The sequence below is a fragment of the Streptomyces sp. DSM 40868 genome (assembly GCF_011820545.1).
In the GTDB taxonomy this organism is placed as follows: domain Bacteria; phylum Actinomycetota; class Actinomycetes; order Streptomycetales; family Streptomycetaceae; genus Streptomyces; species Streptomyces eurythermus.
Genome location: NZ_CP050504.1, coordinates 5,293,634 through 5,310,910, shown reverse-complemented (window position 1 = coordinate 5,310,910; position 17,277 = coordinate 5,293,634). Strand labels below are relative to the sequence as shown.

At 73.5% G+C, this 17,277-nt stretch carries 17 protein-coding genes and 1 pseudogene; 3 read left to right on the top strand and 15 right to left on the bottom strand.

The genetic code is table 11. The annotated features are described in order from the left end of the window. Window positions 1-80 precede the first annotated feature (80 nt). Entirely contained in the window at window positions 81-788 is a 708-nt protein-coding gene (locus HB370_RS24390) for an ester cyclase (protein ID WP_030794368.1), read from the top strand. A 63-nt stretch (window positions 789-851) separates the two neighbouring features. Here HB370_RS24390 and groL read toward each other — a convergent pair whose 3' ends face one another. The 4 genes from groL to HB370_RS24370 form a co-directional block, all read right to left on the bottom strand. Beyond that, the gene (gene groL / locus HB370_RS24385; RefSeq protein WP_030794365.1) at window positions 852-2,477 is read right to left on the bottom strand and encodes a chaperonin GroEL; all 1,626 of its coding nucleotides are present in this window, start codon (window positions 2,475-2,477) and stop codon (window positions 852-854) included. A gap of 119 nt (window positions 2,478-2,596) precedes the next feature. Then, window positions 2,597-2,905 (bottom strand): co-chaperone GroES, encoded by a 309-nt coding sequence (gene groES, locus HB370_RS24380; RefSeq protein WP_004955293.1) that lies wholly within the window; start codon window positions 2,903-2,905, stop codon window positions 2,597-2,599. 257 nt (window positions 2,906-3,162) lie between these two features. Continuing rightward, window positions 3,163-3,984 (bottom strand): polysaccharide deacetylase family protein, encoded by an 822-nt coding sequence (locus tag HB370_RS24375; protein ID WP_167513017.1) that lies wholly within the window; start codon window positions 3,982-3,984, stop codon window positions 3,163-3,165. Continuing rightward, complete coding sequence (locus HB370_RS24370) at window positions 3,981-4,913, bottom strand: polysaccharide deacetylase family protein (protein WP_030778588.1); 933 nt, start codon at window positions 4,911-4,913, stop codon at window positions 3,981-3,983. The genes HB370_RS24375 and HB370_RS24370 overlap by 4 nt, the downstream gene beginning before the upstream one ends. A gap of 90 nt (window positions 4,914-5,003) precedes the next feature. Between HB370_RS24370 and HB370_RS24365 the strand changes: the two genes are divergently transcribed. Continuing rightward, a complete protein-coding gene (locus HB370_RS24365) occupies window positions 5,004-6,170 on the top strand; it encodes a methyltransferase domain-containing protein (protein WP_030778586.1) in 1,167 nt (388 codons plus the stop codon). On the opposite strand, the gene HB370_RS24360 is transcribed toward HB370_RS24365, so the two are convergent. The 8 genes from HB370_RS24360 to tsaB all read right to left on the bottom strand — a co-directional run bounded on the left by HB370_RS24360 (window position 6,155) and on the right by tsaB (window position 13,048). Further along, window positions 6,155-7,435: an RNA polymerase sigma factor gene (locus HB370_RS24360; RefSeq protein ID WP_030778584.1), complete on the bottom strand. Its 1,281-nt coding sequence runs from the start codon at window positions 7,433-7,435 to the stop codon at window positions 6,155-6,157. The two genes, HB370_RS24365 and HB370_RS24360, sit on opposite strands and share 16 nt — an antisense overlap. A 58-nt stretch (window positions 7,436-7,493) precedes the next feature. Further along, entirely contained in the window at window positions 7,494-7,850 is a 357-nt protein-coding gene (locus HB370_RS24355) for a YciI family protein (RefSeq protein ID WP_030778582.1), read from the bottom strand. Window positions 7,851-7,994: 144 nt separating this feature from the next. Continuing rightward, complete coding sequence (locus HB370_RS24350) at window positions 7,995-9,050, bottom strand: LCP family protein (protein ID WP_030778580.1); 1,056 nt, start codon at window positions 9,048-9,050, stop codon at window positions 7,995-7,997. Between the two features lie 73 nt (window positions 9,051-9,123). Continuing rightward, window positions 9,124-10,161 (bottom strand): LacI family DNA-binding transcriptional regulator, encoded by a 1,038-nt coding sequence (locus tag HB370_RS24345; protein ID WP_030778578.1) that lies wholly within the window; start codon window positions 10,159-10,161, stop codon window positions 9,124-9,126. A gap of 356 nt (window positions 10,162-10,517) precedes the next feature. Beyond that, the gene (locus HB370_RS24340; protein WP_030778576.1) at window positions 10,518-10,775 is read right to left on the bottom strand and encodes a hypothetical protein; all 258 of its coding nucleotides are present in this window, start codon (window positions 10,773-10,775) and stop codon (window positions 10,518-10,520) included. Continuing rightward, window positions 10,772-11,869 carry a tRNA (adenosine(37)-N6)-threonylcarbamoyltransferase complex transferase subunit TsaD gene (tsaD, locus tag HB370_RS24335; RefSeq protein ID WP_030778573.1) on the bottom strand — a complete coding sequence of 366 codons (1,098 nt, stop codon included), beginning with the start codon at window positions 11,867-11,869 and terminating at the stop codon, window positions 10,772-10,774. The genes HB370_RS24340 and tsaD overlap by 4 nt, the downstream gene beginning before the upstream one ends. Beyond that, on the bottom strand, window positions 11,862-12,362 hold the full coding sequence (gene rimI / locus HB370_RS24330) for a ribosomal protein S18-alanine N-acetyltransferase (RefSeq protein WP_030778571.1): 501 nt from the start codon (window positions 12,360-12,362) through the stop codon (window positions 11,862-11,864). The genes tsaD and rimI overlap by 8 nt, the downstream gene beginning before the upstream one ends. A gap of 29 nt (window positions 12,363-12,391) precedes the next feature. Continuing rightward, a complete protein-coding gene (tsaB, locus tag HB370_RS24325) occupies window positions 12,392-13,048 on the bottom strand; it encodes a tRNA (adenosine(37)-N6)-threonylcarbamoyltransferase complex dimerization subunit type 1 TsaB (RefSeq protein WP_030778569.1) in 657 nt (218 codons plus the stop codon). 134 nt (window positions 13,049-13,182) lie between these two features. Between tsaB and HB370_RS24320 the strand changes: the two genes are divergently transcribed. Then, complete coding sequence (locus tag HB370_RS24320; protein ID WP_030778567.1) at window positions 13,183-13,740, top strand: hypothetical protein; 558 nt, start codon at window positions 13,183-13,185, stop codon at window positions 13,738-13,740. Between the two features lie 30 nt (window positions 13,741-13,770). On the opposite strand, the gene tsaE is transcribed toward HB370_RS24320, so the two are convergent. The 3 genes and pseudogenes from tsaE to alr form a co-directional block, all read right to left on the bottom strand. Next, complete coding sequence (gene tsaE / locus HB370_RS24315; protein WP_030778565.1) at window positions 13,771-14,289, bottom strand: tRNA (adenosine(37)-N6)-threonylcarbamoyltransferase complex ATPase subunit type 1 TsaE; 519 nt, start codon at window positions 14,287-14,289, stop codon at window positions 13,771-13,773. Beyond that, a pseudogene (locus HB370_RS24310) lies at window positions 14,249-15,515 on the bottom strand (alpha/beta hydrolase). Before HB370_RS24310 ends, tsaE begins: the two are co-directional and overlap by 41 nt. 115 nt (window positions 15,516-15,630) lie before the next feature. After that, window positions 15,631-16,800, bottom strand: a complete 1,170-nt coding sequence (gene alr, locus HB370_RS24305; protein WP_030778561.1) for an alanine racemase — start codon at window positions 16,798-16,800, stop codon at window positions 15,631-15,633. Window positions 16,801-17,277: the final 477 nt, after the last annotated feature.

Genomic DNA, 17,277 nt, shown 5'->3' with positions numbered 1-17,277 from the left:
CCGGCGCGCGGGTGGCGCCGCCGTCCCGGTGGGAAAATGGGCGGGACGGTTACCGGGCCAGGGGGGCCGGAGGCGGCGTCATGACCTTCGTACAGCTCATCGAGTGCAGGACGAGCCGGCTGGACGAGATGAACCGGCTGATGGACGAGTGGCTCCAGCGGACCCACGGCAGACGGACGGCGACGCACGCGGTGGTGGGCCGGGACCGCTCGGACGCGTCGCACGTGGTGGAGGTCGTGGAGTACCCCTCGTACGAGGAGGCGCGGCGGGACACCGGCCTCCCGGAGGCGGAGCGGATCGTCCGGGAGCTGGCCGAGCTGTGCGAGGAGCGGCCGACGTTCACCGGTCTGGACGTCGTACGGGACGAGCGGCCGGCGGAGCGTGCCGTGCGCCGGTTCTTCCGGGCACTGGGCACGGCGGGCGAGCTGCCGCCGCTGAACGACCTGCTGGACGAGGACGTCCACAGCCGGGATCCGATGAATCCGCAGGACACCATCGGGCTGGACAACGCGCGCGCCGAGTTCCGGATGTGGCGCGGCGCCTTCGACTTCGCGTTCACGGTCGAGGACGTGCTCGCCGAGGGCGACCGGGCCTGCGCCCGCTGGTCCTGGCGCGGCACGCACCGGGGCGACTTCCTGGGGATCACACCCACCGGCCGGCAGGTCGCCATGACCGGGATGACCCTGTTCCGGTTCGGCCCCACCGGAAAGATCACCGAGCTGTGGTGGCAGCACGACCAGCTGGGCCTGATGCAGCAGCTGGGGGCGCTGGACGAGCTGGAGCGGTAGGCGGACAGGGCGAAGGCCCGGCACCCTCGGCGGGTACCGGGCCTTCACTCACGGGTTGCGGCCTCAGTGGGCGTGGCCGTGGCTGTGGCCCGCGGCGGCCGGCTCTTCCTCTTCCTTCTTCTCGACGACCAGGGTCTCGGTCGTGAGCAGCAGGGAGGCGATGGAGGCGGCGTTCTCCAGGGCGGAGCGGGTGACCTTGACCGGGTCGATGACGCCGGCCTTGATCAGGTCGCCGTACTCGCCGGTGGCGGCGTTGTAGCCCTGGCCCTTGTCCAGGTCCTTGACCTTGGACACGATGACGTAGCCCTCCTGGCCGGCGTTCTCGCCGATCCAGCGCAGCGGCTCGACCACGGCGTTGCGGACCACGGCGACACCGGTGGCCTCGTCGCCGGTCTTGTCGAGGTTGCCCTCGAGGACCTTGGAGGCGTGGACCAGAGCGGAGCCACCACCGGAGACGATGCCCTCCTCGACCGCGGCGCGGGTCGCGGAGATGGCGTCCTCCAGACGGTGCTTCTTCTCCTTCAGCTCCACCTCGGTGGCGGCGCCGACCTTGATCACGCACACGCCGCCGGCCAGCTTCGCGAGGCGCTCCTGGAGCTTCTCGCGGTCCCAGTCGGAGTCGGTGTTCTCGATCTCGGCCTTGATCTGGGCGACGCGGCCCTGCACGTCCTCGGACTTGCCGGCGCCGTCGACGATCGTGGTGTCGTCCTTGGTGACGGTGACGCGGCGGGCGGAGCCGAGCACGTCGAGGCCGACCTGGTCGATCTTGAGACCGACCTCCTCGGAGATGACGGTGGCGCCGGTGAGGACGGCCATGTCCTGGAGCATCGCCTTGCGGCGGTCGCCGAAGCCGGGGGCCTTCACCGCGACGGCGTTGAAGGTGCCGCGGATCTTGTTGACGACCAGGGTCGACAGGGCCTCGCCCTCGACGTCCTCGGCGATGATCAGCAGCGGCTTGGAGGAGCCGGCCTGGATGACCTTCTCCAGCAGCGGCAGGAGGTCCGCGATGGCGGAGATCTTGCCCTGGTTGATGAGGATGTACGGGTCCTCCAGGACGGCCTCCATGCGCTCCTGGTCCGTCACGAAGTACGGCGACAGGTAGCCCTTGTCGAAGGCCATGCCCTCGGTGAAGTCCAGCTCCAGACCGAAGGTGTTGGACTCCTCGACGGTGATGACACCGTCCTTGCCGACCTTGTCCATCGCCTCGGCGATCAGCTCGCCGACCTGCTGGTCCTGGGCGGACAGCGCGGCGACGGCGGCGATGTCGGACTTCTCGTCGATCGGGCGCGCGGTGGCGAGCAGGTCCTCGGAGACGGCCTTGACGGCGGCGTCGATGCCCTTCTTCAGGGCGGCCGGGGAGGCACCGGCGGCGACGTTCTTCAGGCCCTCGCGGACCAGCGCCTGGGCGAGCACGGTGGCGGTGGTGGTGCCGTCACCAGCGATGTCGTTGGTCTTGGTCGCCACCTCCTTCACCAGCTGGGCGCCGAGGTTCTCGTACGGGTCCTCGATCTCGACCTCGCGGGCGATCGTGACACCGTCGTTGGTGATGGTCGGGGCGCCGAACTTCTTGTCGATGACGACGTTGCGGCCGCGGGGGCCGATCGTCACCTTGACCGTGTCGGCAAGCTTGTTGACGCCGCGCTCAAGGGCGCGACGGGCGTCCTCGTCGAACTTCAGGATCTTCGCCATGGCAGCGGGAGCCCTCTCGGAAATCTGTGGGTGAAAAACGCCGCGCCCCGGGCGCCCGGCTTCTTATCGATTCGCGGGGGCCAGGGGCGCAGCTTCAAGCAGAGAGTCGCTTGAGGTGATTACTTCTCGATGATCGCGAGCACGTCGCGAGCCGAGAGGACGAGGTACTCGTCGCCGTTGTACTTCACCTCGGTGCCGCCGTACTTGCTGTAGAGGACGACGTCGCCGACCTTGACGTCGAGCGGAAGGCGCTCGCCGTTCTCGAACCGGCCCGGGCCCACGGCGAGGACGGCGCCCTCCTGGGGCTTCTCCTTCGCGGTGTCCGGGATGACCAGGCCAGAGGCCGTGGTCTGCTCGGCGTCCAGCGGCTGGACCACGATGCGGTCCTCGAGCGGCTTGATGGCAACCTTGGAGCTGGCGGTCGTCACGATCCGACCTCCCCCTTCGGAGATCTCACGGGGTTAACTGTCTGAGGTGGCGACCAGGTCGATCCGTCGTCGCGGGTGCCGGACCTGCCCGTCGCGTTTGTTGGCACTCTCACCTGCGGAGTGCCAGACCCGAGACTATGACCGGGGTTAGCACTCGGTCAAGCGGAGTGCCAATGCCGTGCGGCGCGTCGGCGGTGAATCGGCCGTCCTGGCGTTGACCGGCGGGCCCGAGGAGCCGGCCCTCCCGGCGACAGGGCCTAGAGGTAGTCCTCCAGGCGGGCCACGGTCAGCCCCCGTTCCTGGGCCGCCCTGAGGACCCGTGCCGTGCGCTCGCGCAGGGGCAGCTCCGTCGACTCGTCGGGGTCCACGAGGACGATGTCGCCGGGGGCGAGGCGGCGGGTGAGGCCGGCCGGGGTGAGGGCGGTGCGCCACAGTACGACCGCGGAGATGCCGCAGTCGGCCGCGGCGCGCAGGGTGGCGGGGTCGTAGGAGCCGTACGGCGGGCGGAACAGGCGGGGGCGGACGCCCAGGCGGGCGCGGAGGCGGTCCTGCTGGCCGCAGATCTCGGCGCGCTGGCCGGCGTACGGCAGCCCGGCCGGGGCCCGGTGGTCGAGGGTGTGGTTCCCGATGCCGGCGCCGAGCGCGCGCAGGCGGGCGAAGTGGCGGTAGCCGGGGGCGGCGATGGAGTCGGTGAGGAACAGGGTGACCGGCAGGCGCAGTTCGCGGACCATGTCGACGAAGCGGGGGTCGCGTTCGGCGCCGTCGTCGTAGGTGAGGAAGACGACCGGGTCGCGGGTGGGGACGTGGTCGATCACCGGGGGCGGGGCGGGGGCCGCCGGGTGTCCGGCGAGCGGCCGGGCCGGGGAGCGGGACAGCGGGCGGGCCGGGTGGGCCGGGGGGCGGGCGAGCGGGCGGGGCAGCCCCCAGTGCCGGTAGTCCCGGCCGGGGGCGGTGGCGTGCGGGCGCACCCCTTCGGCGGCCTTCTTGCCGAGGCGTTCGATGGGGTCGACGGACTGGGCGCAGCCCGTCAGGAGCAGGGCCGAGGCGAGGACCGCGGCGGGGCCCCGCAGGCGCCTCACAGGTAGTCCTCCAGGCGGGCGACGGCGTAGCCCTCGCGGGTGACCTTGTCCAGGAAGCGCCGCATGTCGTCCACCATCGTGCCGTTCCAGTCGTCCCGGCCGCGGAAGTGGGTGAGGACGATGTCGCCGGGGTGCAGCCGGCGGTCCCAGTCGCGGTACTCCCAGTGGTCGACGAAGACCTCCTCGTCCCAGATCGGGGCGTACTTGATGCCGCACTCCTTGGCGGCGCGCAGGGTGTCGCCGTTGTAGTTGCCGTACGGCGGCCGGAAGACGGTGGGCGCCTTGCCGAACTGCTTCTTCATGACGGTCTGCATGCCGCAGATCTCGTCGCGCTGCTCCTCGTAGGACAGGCCGGGCAGGTAGGGGTGGGTGAGGGTGTGGTTGTTCAGGGTGACGCCCTGGGCCTGCATCCGGCGGAAGTAGCCGTAGTCGTCCTCGATGACGTAGTTGCTGAGGAACGCGGTGTACGGCACCTTCAGCTCGCTCATCATGCGCAGGAAGGCCGGGTCCTTCTCGGCGCCGTCGTCGATGGTGAGGAAGACGACCTTCTGCCGGGTGGGGACGGTGGTGAAGACCGGGGGAAGGTTCTCCTCCTCCTGGCCGTCCACCTCGAAGCCGTCCCGGGGGGTGATCCGGGGTTTCTCGGCGGGCGGGGCCGGAGGGGTGAGCGGGGCCCGCTCCAGTCCCCAGCGCCGGGCGGCGGCGGCCAGCCGGGCGTGTTCGGCGGCCTGGCGGGCGCGGGGGTCCAGGGGGCGGGCGGGGCCGCCCTGGGCCGGGGCCGGGGCGGGGTCGCCGGCGCAGCCGGTCAGGAGGGCGGCCAGTGCGAGGGCGGTGGTGGCCGCGGCCGTCTTCGCGGCCCGCGCCCGGCTTCTGCCATCCGCCTTCGCGATCCATGCCCGACTTTTGTCATTTTGTACTACTGCTCGCATGGTGCCGGATCCTCCCAGGCCCCGGCCCGCGCCCCGGGCCGACACCGCCGCCGCGGGCGCACCATCCACCGACTGGCCCACAATGAGCCGGTGAACGACCTCGCTCTGCTCCTCACCCCCGAAGGCCGCGCCCTCCTCGACGAGGTGCGCGACACCGAGCCCGCGCGGGAACTGGCGGTGGCCACCCGGCTGCGCCGCGACCACCCCGCCGAACTGGTCTCGGCCGCGCTGGGCCAGGCCCGGCTGCGGCAGCGGGCGGTGGCGAAGTTCGGGGCCGAGGACGCCGGCCGGATGTTCTTCACCCCGAACGGGGTCGAGCAGTCCACCCGGTCGAGCGTGGCGGCGTACCGGGCGCGGCGGCTGACAGAGCTGGGCGTGACCTCGGTGGCCGACCTGTGCTGCGGCATCGGCGGGGACGCCATCGCGCTGGCGCGGGCCGGGATCCGGGTGCTGGCCGTGGACCGCGACCCGCTGACCGCGGCGGCGGCCCGCGCCAACGCCGAGGCGCTGGGCCTGACGGAGCTGATCGAGGTGCGCGAGGCCGATGTGACGGAGGTGGAGACCGCCGGGTACGACGCGGTGTTCGTGGACCCGGCCCGGCGCGGCGGGCGCGGCCGGGTGTTCGACCCGGAGGCGTACTCGCCGCCGCTGTCCTGGGCGGTGGAGACGGCCCGCCGGGCGCCCCGCGCGGCGCTGAAGATCGCCCCCGGCATCCCGCACGACATCGTTCCGCCCGAGGCCGAGGCCGAGTGGATCTCGGACGGCGGGGACGTGAAGGAGGCCGTGCTGTGGTTCGGCACCGGGGCGCCGGGCGCCGTACGGGCCACCCTGCTGCCGGGACCGCGCACGCTGCTCGGCCGGGGGCTGCCCGACCCGGCGGTGCGGCCGGTGGGGCGGTACCTGTACGAGCCGGACGGCGCGGTCATCCGCGCGCACCTGGTCGCGGAGGTGGCCGAGGAGGTCGGCGGCGGACTGCTGGACGCGACCATCGCCTACGTCACCGCCGACGAGCTCCGGCCCACGCCGTACGCCACCGGCTACGAGATCACCGACCAGTTGCCCTTCAACGTCAAGCGGCTCAAGGCCCTGCTGCGCGAGCGCGGGGTCGGCACGCTGACCGTGAAGAAGCGCGGCTCGGCCGTCGAGCCGGAGGAGCTGCGCCGCAAGGTACGGCCGCAGGGGCCGAACGCGGCCACCGTCTTCCTCACCCGGGTGGCGGGGGCGCCGACGATGCTGATCGGTCAGCCGCTGGCCTGATCGGCCCGGCGCAGCAGCAGCGCGCGTTCCCGTTCGTTGCGGGTCAGCTCCGCCGCCCGGAGGAACTCCTCGCGGGCCTCGGCGGCGCGTCCGAGCCGGGACAGCAGGTCGCCGCGGACGCTGGGCAGCAGGTGGTAGTCGCGCAGTGCGGGCCCGGCGGCCAGGGCGTCCACCAGCTCCAGCCCCCGCTGCGGGCCTTCGGCCATCGACACGGCGACCGCGCGGTTCAGCTCGACCACCGGGGAGGGCGCGCGGGCGGCCAGCAGGCCGTAGAGGGTGGCGATGGCCCGCCAGTCGGTCTCCTCGTAGGTGTACGCGCGCGCGTGGCAGGCGGCGATGGCCGCCTGGAGGGCGTACGGTCCCGGCGGTCCCGCCGCGGTGGCTCCGGCGCGCTCCAGGGCGTGCGTCCCGCGCGCGATGAGCATGCGGTTCCAGCGGCTCCGGTCCTGGTCCTTCAACAGCACCGGAGTGCCGTCGGGGGCGGTGCGGGCGGGGGTGCGGGACGCCTGGAACTCCAGCAGCGCGGTCAGACCGTGCACCTCGGGCTCCCCGGGCATCAGCCCGGACAGCACCCGGGCCAGCCGCAGGGCGTCCTCGCACAGGCCGGGGCGCAGCCAGTCGTCGCCGGCGGTGGCCGCGTACCCCTCGTTGAAGATCAGGTAGACGACGTCCAGGACGGAGCCGAGGCGGGCCTCGCGGTCGGGCCCGTACGGCACCTCGAAGGCGACGTTCTTCGCCGCCAGGGTGCGTTTGGCGCGCACGATCCGCTGGGCGACCGTCGGCTCCGGCACCAGGAAGGCGCGGGCGATCTCGGCCGTGGTCAGTCCGCCGAGCAGGCGCAGCGTGAGCGCGGTGCGGGCCTGCGGGGGCAGCACCGGGTGGCAGGCGGTGAAGACCAGCCGGAGCAGGTCGTCGTCGATGCCGTCGGGGTCGGCGGTCTCCTCGGGCGGCGCGGTGGTCTCCAGGTCCCGGCCGATCTCGGCAAGTTTGCGGGCGTAGACCTCGCGGCGCCGGACCAGGTCGACGGCGCGGCGCCGGGCGGTGGCCGTCAGCCAGGCGCCGGGGTTGTCGGGCACCCCGTCCCGGGGCCACTGCTCCAGCGCGGCGACCAGCGCGTCCTGCGCCAGTTCCTCGGCGATCCCGACGTCCCGCACGATCCGCGTGACGCCGGCGATCACTCGCGGCGCCTGAAGCCGGAAAACGGTCTCGATGGCCTGGGCGGGGGTCGGCCGGTCTGCCGTGGGCTGTGGTTCCACAGCCCACATGCAACACCGTGTGTGATCTTCGGCCAAATGGCTCAGTACTCAGTACTCGACTCAGTACTCAGTACTCGACGATCTCCCGCAGCTCGCAGGCGAGGTTCCACTCCGGGCCGTGGATGCTCAGGAAGCGCCGGGTCCATTCCAGGGCCTCGGCGCGGTCCTTGCACTGCATGAACGCGTAGCCGCCGACGACCTCCTTGGACTCGGCGAACGGCCCGTCGGTCACGGAGGTCCGCTCGCCGTCCCAGGCCACCCGGACGGCCTGCGCGGCCGGGGTGAGCCCGGAGGTGTCGAGCAGGACGCCGGCCTTGGTCATCTCCTCGATCAGCTCGCCCATCCGCCGCATCAGCTCCGGGCTGGGGCCCCCGGCGGGCGCGGTGGACTCGTCGATGCGCACGAGCGACAGGTAGCGGGGCATGGTGTCTCCCTCGGTCGGGCGGCGGGGCCGTTCCCCGCCGCTCACCTGTACGTCGAACGGGAGACGCCCGGATCGACACGCGCCCCGAAAAAATCCGGGGAAATTTTTGTCCGCCGCCGCGAAAGCCCCGAATCCCCCGGAATCTCAGCGCAGGGACGCCCAGAGTTCGCTCGCCCGGGGTTCCTCGGGGATCACCCGGTTGGGGTCGGAGGGGGCCGTGACGACCGGCATCGTCACCGTCGTCACCCGGTCGGCGGTCAGGCCCTCCAGGCTCCGGCCGAGACTCATCAGCTCGCCCAGGGAGTCCAGTCCGGTGTCGGTGGTCAGGCCGGCGGTGGCGGCGTCGGCGACCCGGTACAGCCGGGCCGGGTCGGTCAGCAGTCCGGCGTCGGAGACCTGCTCCAGCAGGGCCTTCACCAGCGTCTGCTGAAGCCCTATGCGGCCCAGGTCGCTGCCGTCGCCTATGCCGTGCCGGGTGCGGGCGAGGGCCAGGGCCCGGGTGCCGTCGAGGTGGTGGGTGCCGGCCGTGAGGTGCAGGTGGCTCTGGTCGTCGTCGATGTCCTGGCCGGTGGTGACGTCCACCCCGCCGAGCGCGTCGACCAGCCGGGCGAAGCCGGAGAAGTCGATCTCGAGGTAGTGGTCCATGCGGACGCCGGTGAGGGTCTCCACGGTCTTCACCGCGCACACCGGACCGCCCACCGCATAGGCGCTGTTGAACATCACGCCGTACGCCGGTGCCGAGGTGCGGCCCGAGTCGAGCGGGCAGGACGGGCGGGTGACGAGCGTGTCGCGCGGGATGCTGACCACGGTGGCCGTCGTCCGGCCCGCGTCGAGGTGCACGACCATCGCCGTGTCGGACCGGGCGCCCTCGCTGTCCCCGCCGCCCAGTTCCCGGTTGGCCGCGCCGCTGCGCGAGTCCGAGCCGAGGACCAGGATGTTCAGCGAGCCGGTGGGCACCGGGGAGGCGTCCGCGGGGGCGGTCGGGGCCGGGGTGAGCATCGCGCGGGCGGGCCGGTCGTCGCCGAGCGCGCTGTCGATGTCGACGCTGGTGATGTTGTGGTTCAGATGCCAGTACGCCCAGCCCGCCGCCGCCACGGCCAGCACCAGGGTGCCCGCCAGGGTCAGGCCGGCGATCCTCAGTGCCCCGGACCGCCGGCCCGTCCGTCTGCCCGCGTCGCCCTGCTCCTCGTGTCGCGTCACGACAGGAACATAAGTCCGAATGATGAACGGGATGTTAGCGCTTTCGGCGTAAGCCGGTTTTCTTGTGGAATTCTCATCCGGCGGCCGGCGCGGGAGCGGCGGTGCTGGAGCGCACCACCAGGCTCGTGGCCAGCTCGACCCGGGTCGTCGCCCGCTCGTCCTCGGCCCGCCCCAGCTCGAGCACCAGCCGCGCCGCGGCCTCGGCCATCTCGGTCAGCGGCTGCCGCACGGTGGTCAGCGGCGGGCCCACCCAGCGGGCCACCGGCAGATCGTCGAAGCCGACCACGCTGAGGTCGTCCGGTATGCGCAGCCCGAGTTCGCGGGCGGCCTCGTACAGGCCGAGGGCCTGGAGGTCGTTGCCCGCGAAGACGGCGGTGGGCCGGTCCGGGCGGCGCAGCAGCTGCAGTCCCAGGCGGTATCCGGCGTCGTGGTGGAAGTCGCCGGTCAGCACCAGGGAGGGGTCCACGGGCAGTCCGGCCGTCTCCAGCGCCGCCCGGTAGCCGTCCATCCGGGCACGGCTGCCCATCATGCGGGACGGGCCGCTGATGGCGCCGATCCGGGTGTGGCCGAGTTCCACCAGGTGCCGGGTGGCGGCGAGCCCGCCCTGCCAGTTGGTGGCGCCGATGGAGGGCACGTCCGGGCCCGGGTCGCCGGCCGGGTCCATCACCACGAACGGGACGGAACGGCTGGTCAGCAGGGCCCGCTGGGACTCGTCGAGGTCCGAGAGCACCAGCACCACGCCGTGCGGGCGGCGGGCGGCGACCTGGTCGGCCCAGGTGCGGCCGGGGGTGAGCCGGCCGGCCGACTCGGACAGCACCACGCTCAGCCCGGCGTCCCTGGCCACATTCTCCACGCCCCGGATGACCTCCAGCGCCCAGGCGCTCTCCAGTTCGTGGAAGACGAGGTCGAGCAGCGGCGAGCGGGACGCCTCGGCACGCCGGCGCCGGTAGCCGTAGGCGCGCAGCAGCTCCTCGACCCGGGTGCGCGTCGCCGGGGCGACGTCGGCACGGCCGTTGAGGACCTTCGAAACAGTCGGGGCGGAGACCCCGGCCTCCCGGGCGATCTCGGCGAGCGTCGCCGTCTGTGCTGCTGCGGGCTTCGGAGGCTTCATAGCAGTGATCGTAGCGGCGCGGAAGCGTACGACGAAGAACCGTGCACCGTATAACGCTTCGAAAGTTTCGGAAACGAGTCCGAAAAACGTCCGAAACTTTCGCTCTCCGTGCACCTCGGGCACAACGCGAACACCCCGCCTCCGGTGTCCCGGGGGCGGGGTGTCGAGTGGAGCGCCGGGCAGGCCTTGCACCTGCATCTCCCCGCAGGAAGCGGGGCGTCTTTCCTTGGACCACCAACGCACTGGCTCCGGGCCGGTGTTCCGGCCGTTCGCTGTGTGATGATCATAGCGCAGGAAGGGGGTGCCTCCGCAACTCCAGTCACAGGAGCCTCAACAGCTCCACGCGCCCCCTGGCGTCAGTCGTCCGCCACCGCTTCGAACCGCCACCGGTGCACGGCCCGCGTCACCAGCTCCGGGTCCGGCTCGGGCAGCTCCGGGAGCGGGGCGTCGTACGGCGCGTCCCACCAGGTGACGACGAGCACCCGGTCCTGCGGCGCGCGGAAGGTCTCGCGGCGCAGCGGCTCCCCGGCCAGGCGCTGGGCGCGGGCCCAGGCGAGCAGGTCGGCGCCCCGCCCCTCGACGGCCCGCGCCTCCCACATCAGTGCGACGGTCACGAGTACAGGTTCTCCTTGCTGACCTCGTGCACATGGTCGTGGTCATGACCGTGCCCGGGGACGTGCGGGTCGGTCACCGGCAGGGAGGAGTCGGCCGACAGGTCCCAGCTGGAGGCGGCCCGGTTGCGGGCGACCATCTCGGCGCCCAGCGCGGCCACCATCGCGCCGTTGTCCGTGCACAGCTTGGGGCGCGGCACGCGCAGCCGGATGCCGGCCGCCTCGCAGCGCTCCTGGGCGAGGGCGCGCAGCCGGGAGTTGGCCGCGACACCGCCGCCGATCATCAGGTGGTCCACGCCCTCGTCCTTGCAGGCGCGGACGGCCTTGCGGGTCAGCACGTCGACCACGGCCTCCTGGAAGGAGGCGGCGACGTCACGGACCGGGACCTCCTCGCCGGCCGCGCGCCTGGCCTCGATCCACCGGGCCACGGCGGTCTTCAGGCCGGAGAAGGAGAAGTCGTACGCCGGGTCGCGGGGGCCGGTCAGGCCGCGCGGGAAGGCGATGGCGTCCGGGTCGCCCTCCTTGGCGTAGCGGTCGATGACGGGACCGCCGGGGAAGCCCAGGTTCAGCACGCGGGCGATCTTGTCGAAGGCCTCGCCGGCCGCGTCGTCGATGGTCGCGCCCATCGGCCGCACGTCGGAGGTGATGTCCGTGGACAGCAGCAGCGAGGAGTGGCCGCCGGAGACCAGCAGGGCCATCGTCGGCTCGGGCAGCGGGCCGTGCTCCAGCTGGTCCACGCAGATGTGCGAGGCGAGGTGGTTGACGCCGTACAGGGGCTTGCCGAGGGCGTAGGCGTACGCCTTGGCCGCCGAGACCCCGACGAGCAGGGCGCCCGCGAGGCCGGGGCCCGCGGTGACCGCGATGCCGTCCAGGTCCTTGGCGCTGACCCCCGCCTCCTTCAGCGCGCGGTCGATGGTGGGGACCATCGCCTCCAGGTGGGCCCGGGACGCCACCTCCGGTACGACACCGCCGAAGCGGGCGTGCTCGTCGACGCTGGAGGCGACGGCGTCCGCCAGCAGGGTGGTGCCGCGGACGATGCCGACGCCGGTCTCGTCGCAGGAGGTCTCGATGCCGAGGACGAGAGGTTCGTCAGTCATTGATCTCGGTTCCTTGTACTGGGTCGGACCCGGCGGCGGTGCCGCTGTCGGATCCCGTGGTCAGGCGCATCACCAGGGCGTCCACGTTGCCGGGCTGGTAGTAGCCGCGCCGGAAACCGACGGGGACGAAGCCGAAGCGTTCGTAGAGCTTCTGGGCGCGGACGTTGTCGACCCGGCACTCGAGCATCACGTCGGGGCACTCGAACGCGGTCGCCGCGCGCAGCAGTTCCGCCAGCAGGCGGGCGCCGAGGCCGGTGCCCTGGTGGTCGCGGGCGACGGCGATGGTCTGGACGTCGGCCACGTCACCGGCCGCGGCCAGGCCCCCGTACCCGACGATCCGGCCGTCGGCGGACTCGGCGACGAGATAGCACCGGGTGGACCCGTGGCCCCGGGCGTGGGCCAGCTCGGACCAGAACATCCCGCGGGACCAGGCGTCCTCGGGGAACAGGTCCCGCTCCAGCTCCAGGACCGGATCGATGTCCCACCAGCGCATCTCGCGCAGTCGGGGAGGTGCCGGCTGTGTCACTTGGGGGTGACCACCTTGTAGTTCTTGGGGACCTGGGCGTCCGGGCGGCGCAGGTACAGCGGCCGGGGCGCGGGCAGTTCCTCGCCCGCGGCCAGCCGCTCCGCCGCGAGCGAGGCGAGCGCGGCGGCGGAGACGTGCTCGGGCTCGTGGGCGCTCGGGAACGTGTCCGGGTAGAGCAGCGCGCCCGCGCCGACCGCGGGCAGGCCCGCGACCCGCTCGGCGATGTCGGCGGGGCGGTCCACGGCCGGATCGGTCAGCCGGGTGCGGGAGTCGGCGTACGTCGCCCAGTAGACCTCCTTGCGCCGGGCGTCGGTCGCCACGACGAAGGGGCCCTTCTCGATGTCGGCGGCGTAGGCGAGGCCGTCCAGCGTGCACACGCCGTACACCGGGACACCGAGCGCGAGGCCGAAGGTGTCCGCGGTCATCAGGCCGACGCGCAGGCCGGTGTAGGGGCCGGGCCCGGTGCCGACGACGACGCCGGTGACGGACTCCAGCTTCAGTCCGGCCTCGGCGAGGACCCGGTCGACGGCCGGCAGCAGCAGCTCTCCGTGCCGGCGCGCGTCCACCTGGCTCGACGAGGCGATGACGTCCGTGCCGTCGTGCAGCGCGACGGTGACGGCGGGTGTTGCGGTATCCAGAGCGAGCAAGAGCACGCGAACAGCCTACGGCGCCCGCGGCTCGCGCACGGCCGCCCGGGACGAACGGCTACCGGCTGCTACGGTCTCCACGAATACGACATATGCCTCAAACCAGGCTGGAAGCGGACGCGAAGCAGAGGTGGGCGCAGGTGGCAGGGACCAGCTCGGCGATCGTGGCCGGCCTCACCGCGGCGGCCCTGGGAACGGTCGGTTTCCTGGCGCTGCGAGCCGAGGCGACGGTGCCGGCCGCGCTGCGCGACGGGGCGGCGGCGAGCGCGTCGGCGACGGCGAAGGCCAAGGCGCCCCGGGACCGCCGGCACCCGGCCGCCCTGCCGGACGGCTCCGGGACGGGTGAACGGGTGGTGTACTCGGTGGACGACGACCGGGTCTGGCTGGTCGCCCCCGGCAACCGGGTACGGCGCACCTTCACCGTGCGCCCGGGCAGCGTCGACCCGGCGCCGGGCACGTACTGGGTCACCTCCCGCTCCAACACGGCCACCGGCACCGACGGCCTGCCCGTCGAACACGTGGTGCGGTTCACCAGCGTGGACGGGGTGGTGATCGGGTTCAGCGCGGCCGTGCACGGCGGGGCGGCCCCGGCGGCCGACCCGAACGTGAGGACGGGCGGGATCCGGGAGAGCCGGGCGGACGGCGACGCGCTGTGGCAGTTCGCCACCATCGGGGTGCCCGTGGTGGTGATCCGGTAAGGCGCCGCGCCGCCGGCCGGCCGCGGGCGCTCAGCCCGTCAGCGTCTCCAGGCCCGCCTCGGCCCACCGCTCCCCCAGCCCGGTCAGCGTCACGTGCCGGACCTCGTCCGTCGTGTCGCCGACCGCGCGGTGGATGACGACCTGGAGGCGGTCCTCGGTCAGCTCCTCGACCTTGCCCTCGCCCCACTCCACGACGATCACCGAGTCGGGCAGCGAGACGTCGAGGTCCAGGTCCTCCATCTCGTCCAGGCCGCCGGCCAGGCGGTAGGCGTCCACGTGCACGAGGGGCGGGCCGTCGCCGAGGGACGGGTGCACCCGGGCGATGACGAAGGTCGGCGAGGTGACCGCGCCGCGCACCCCGAGCCCCTCGCCGAGACCCCGGGTCAGGGTGGTCTTGCCTGCGCCGAGCTCTCCGCTGAGCATCACCAGGTCGCCCGCGCGCAACAGCTTGGCCAGCCGCCGGCCCAGCTCCCGCATCTGCTCGGGGGAGGTGATCGTCAGCCGGATCTCAGCGGCCTCGTGCGCTGCTGGTGCTGCTGGTCGTTCCATAGCCACTTACGGTAGCCCCTGCGGGCACCGCTCCCGCGCGGGTGAGCAGGTCGGCGAGCCGGTCGGTGACGACCTCGGGATGCTCCAGCATCACCAGGTGCCCGGCGTCCGGTACGAGCACCAGCTCGGCGTCGGGCAGCAGGCCGGCGATGGCCTCGCTGTGCTCACTGGGCGTGACCAGGTCCTGCACGCCGGCCAGCACCAGCACCGGCAGGTCCCGGAAGCAGGCGAGCGCCTCGGTCTTGTCGTGGTCGGTGAAGGCCGGGTAGAACTCGGCGACGACGTCGATCGGCGTGGACTCGATCATCCGCTCGGCGAACCGCTCCACCGACGGGTCGACCTCCCGGCCCGCGAACGAGTACCGCTTGATGATGCCGGCGAACAGGTCCGCGGTGGCCCGGCGCCCCTTCTCCACCAGCTCCGCCTGCCGGCCGAGCGCCCGCAGCACCCCGGGCAGGATCCGGCGCACCACGTTGACGCCGGCCACCGGGAGCCCGAAGTTGACCTCGCCGAGCCGTCCGGACGACGAGCCGACGAAGGCGGTGGCGACCACCCGGTCCCGGATCAGCTCGGGGTACTGGGCGGCCAGCGCCATCACCGTCATCCCGCCCATCGAGTGCCCGACCAGCACCACCGGGCCGTCGGGTACGGCGGCGTCCAGCACGGCCTTCAGGTCCCGGCCGAGCTGGTCGATGGTGACCGGCACCCGGTCCCGGGTCTGGGCCACGCCCCGCCCGGACCGGCCGTGGCTGCGCTGGTCCCAGTACACGCTCCGCACGACCCCGCGCAGGGCGGCCCGCTGGAAGTGCCAGGAGTCCTGGCCGAGGCAGTAGCCGTGGCAGAAGACGACGGTGACCGGGGCGGGCGCCTTGCGGCCGAAGAGCCGGCGCCGGCGCGGGGAGACGTCCGGTCCCGGGTCGGGCTCGGCCTCGTCGACCTCGTAGTACAGCTCGGTGCCGTCGTCGGCGTACGCCGTTCCGGGAGTGCCGCGCAGGGTGCCGTACGGGCCGGCCGCGTCCAGCGCCAGCCGGGCCTTGCGGCGCACCTCGCGCCCCACCGTCATCCGCTCCACGGCGACGCCGGCCGCCGCGCCCGCCGGCGAGCACGCCCAGCGCCGCACCGGCGATGCCGGTCGCCCTGCGCCAGCTCCCGGCCGCCCCCGCGGCGGAGGCGGAGGCGGCCGAGGCGACGACGTCCGCCACGGTCTGCGCGCTGCTCTCGCTCACGTACCGCTCCTCTTCCCCTGCTGGAGTTCGCCTGGACGGGCGAAACGGATGGCGCCGACGGGTGGCCGGAGCCATCGGGTGACGCCGGTGGCCCGGGGCGTCGCTCCGGGACGGGTTACCCGGCTTCCCGCTCGTTCACATGGACGCGCGGGACCCGGGTGCCGATGCGGGTGACGATCTCGTACGCGATCGTGCCGCAGGCCTGCGCCCAGTCCTCGGCGGTGGGCTCGCCCCGGTCGCCCGGTCCGAAGAGCACCGCCTCGGTCCCCACCGGGGGCTCGTCGCCGCCGAGGTCCACCACGAACTGGTCCATGGCGACCCGTCCGGCGACCGTCCGCCACTTGCCGCCGACCAGCACCGGGCCGGTGCCCGAGGCGTGCCGCGGGATGCCGTCCGCGTAGCCGACCGGCACCAGGCCGAGGGTGGTCTCGCCGGGGGTGACGTAGTGGTGGCCGTAGCTGACGCCGTGGCCGCCCGGCGCCTGCTTGACCAAGGCCAGCGAGGCGCTGAGCGTCATCACCGGGCGCAGCCCGAAGTCCGCCGGGGTGCCCAGTTCCGGGCTGGGCGAGATGCCGTACATCGCGATGCCGGTGCGGACCAGGTCGAAGTGGGTCTCGGGCAGGGTGAGGGTGGCCGGCGAGTTGGCGATGTGCCGCACCTCGGGCCGTACGCCCCGCTCCTCGGCGTAGGCCACCATCTCCCGGAACCGGGTGAGCTGGGCGGCGATGGACGGGTGCCCCGGCTCGTCGGCGCACGCGAAGTGCGACCACAGTCCGGTGATCCGGACCAGCCCCTCGGCCTCGGCGCGCAGCGCCTCGCCGACCAGTTCGGCCCAGTCGGCGCCGGGCTGGCAGCCGTTGCGGCCGAGCCCGGTGTCGGCCTTGAGCTGCACGCGCGCGGGCCGGCCCGCCGCGCGGGCGGCGGCGGTGACCTCGCGCAGCGCCCACATGCCGCTCAGCGACACGTCGATGTCGGCCTCGACGGCCTCCCGCCAGGGGCCGCCCGGCACCCACAGCCAGCACAGCAGACGGCCGGGCAGCCCGGCGGCCCGCAGCGCGAGGGCCTCCTCGGCGGTGGCCGTGCCGAGCCAGGTGGCACCGGCCGCGAGGGCGGCGCGGGCGCACGGCACCGCGCCGTGGCCGTACGCGTCGGACTTGACGACGGCCATCACGGCGGCGCTCTTCGCCCGGGCGCGCAGGGCACGCACATTGGCGCGCAGGGCGCCCAGATCGATCTCGGCGCGGGCGCGCAGGGCGGCGGTCGGCTCAGCTGCTGTCTCAGTCATCGCGCCCCAGTCTCTCAGAGGCCACCGAGGGCCCCCGGGGGCCGGGGGCCGGGGGCTTGGGCCGGGCGCCAAGCTCCGGGGCCCAGTAGCCAGGGACGCCGGGAGCAGGGAGCGGGCCCGGGAGCTGCGGGCCGGGAGCCGGGGGTCGGGAGACAAGCTGCAGGAGCTGGCAGCCAGGGGCGGAACCCGGAGCCGGGAGCCGGCGGTCAGGAGACAAGCTTTGGAGCCGGCAGCCAGGGGCCGGGAGCCGGGGGTCAGGAGGCAAGCTCCGGAGCCGGCAGCCGGGAGGCCGGGCTTGGGAGCCGACAGTCGGGGGCCCGGGAGCCGGACGCCAGGCGCCAAGCGGCCACGCTCCCCGCGCCCCGGACCTCGCGGCCACCGACGACGGCTCGGCCCGGCCCCGCAGCACGTCCACCCCGCCCAACGACCCGGCACCCGCGGCACATCGGGCTCGCCCCCGACGCCCGCAGCCCACCC

Excerpts from the sequence above, each read along its gene's own strand:
- HB370_RS24390 (WP_030794368.1), top strand. The coding sequence starts at position 81 with ATGACCTTCGTACAGCTCATCGAGTGCAGGACGAGCCGGCTGGACGAG.
- groL (WP_030794365.1), bottom strand. The coding sequence starts at position 2,477 with ATGGCGAAGATCCTGAAGTTCGACGAGGACGCCCGTCGCGCCCTTGAG.
- HB370_RS24370 (WP_030778588.1), bottom strand. The coding sequence starts at position 4,913 with ATGCGAGCAGTAGTACAAAATGACAAAAGTCGGGCATGGATCGCGAAG.
- HB370_RS24360 (WP_030778584.1), bottom strand. The coding sequence starts at position 7,435 with ATGTGGGCTGTGGAACCACAGCCCACGGCAGACCGGCCGACCCCCGCC.
- HB370_RS24355 (WP_030778582.1), bottom strand. The coding sequence starts at position 7,850 with ATGCCCCGCTACCTGTCGCTCGTGCGCATCGACGAGTCCACCGCGCCC.
- HB370_RS24345 (WP_030778578.1), bottom strand. The coding sequence starts at position 10,161 with ATGAAGCCTCCGAAGCCCGCAGCAGCACAGACGGCGACGCTCGCCGAG.
- tsaD (WP_030778573.1), bottom strand. The coding sequence starts at position 11,869 with ATGACTGACGAACCTCTCGTCCTCGGCATCGAGACCTCCTGCGACGAG.
- rimI (WP_030778571.1), bottom strand. The coding sequence starts at position 12,362 with ATGCGCTGGTGGGACATCGATCCGGTCCTGGAGCTGGAGCGGGACCTG.
- tsaE (WP_030778565.1), bottom strand. The coding sequence starts at position 14,289 with ATGGAACGACCAGCAGCACCAGCAGCGCACGAGGCCGCTGAGATCCGG.
- alr (WP_030778561.1), bottom strand. The coding sequence starts at position 16,800 with ATGACTGAGACAGCAGCTGAGCCGACCGCCGCCCTGCGCGCCCGCGCC.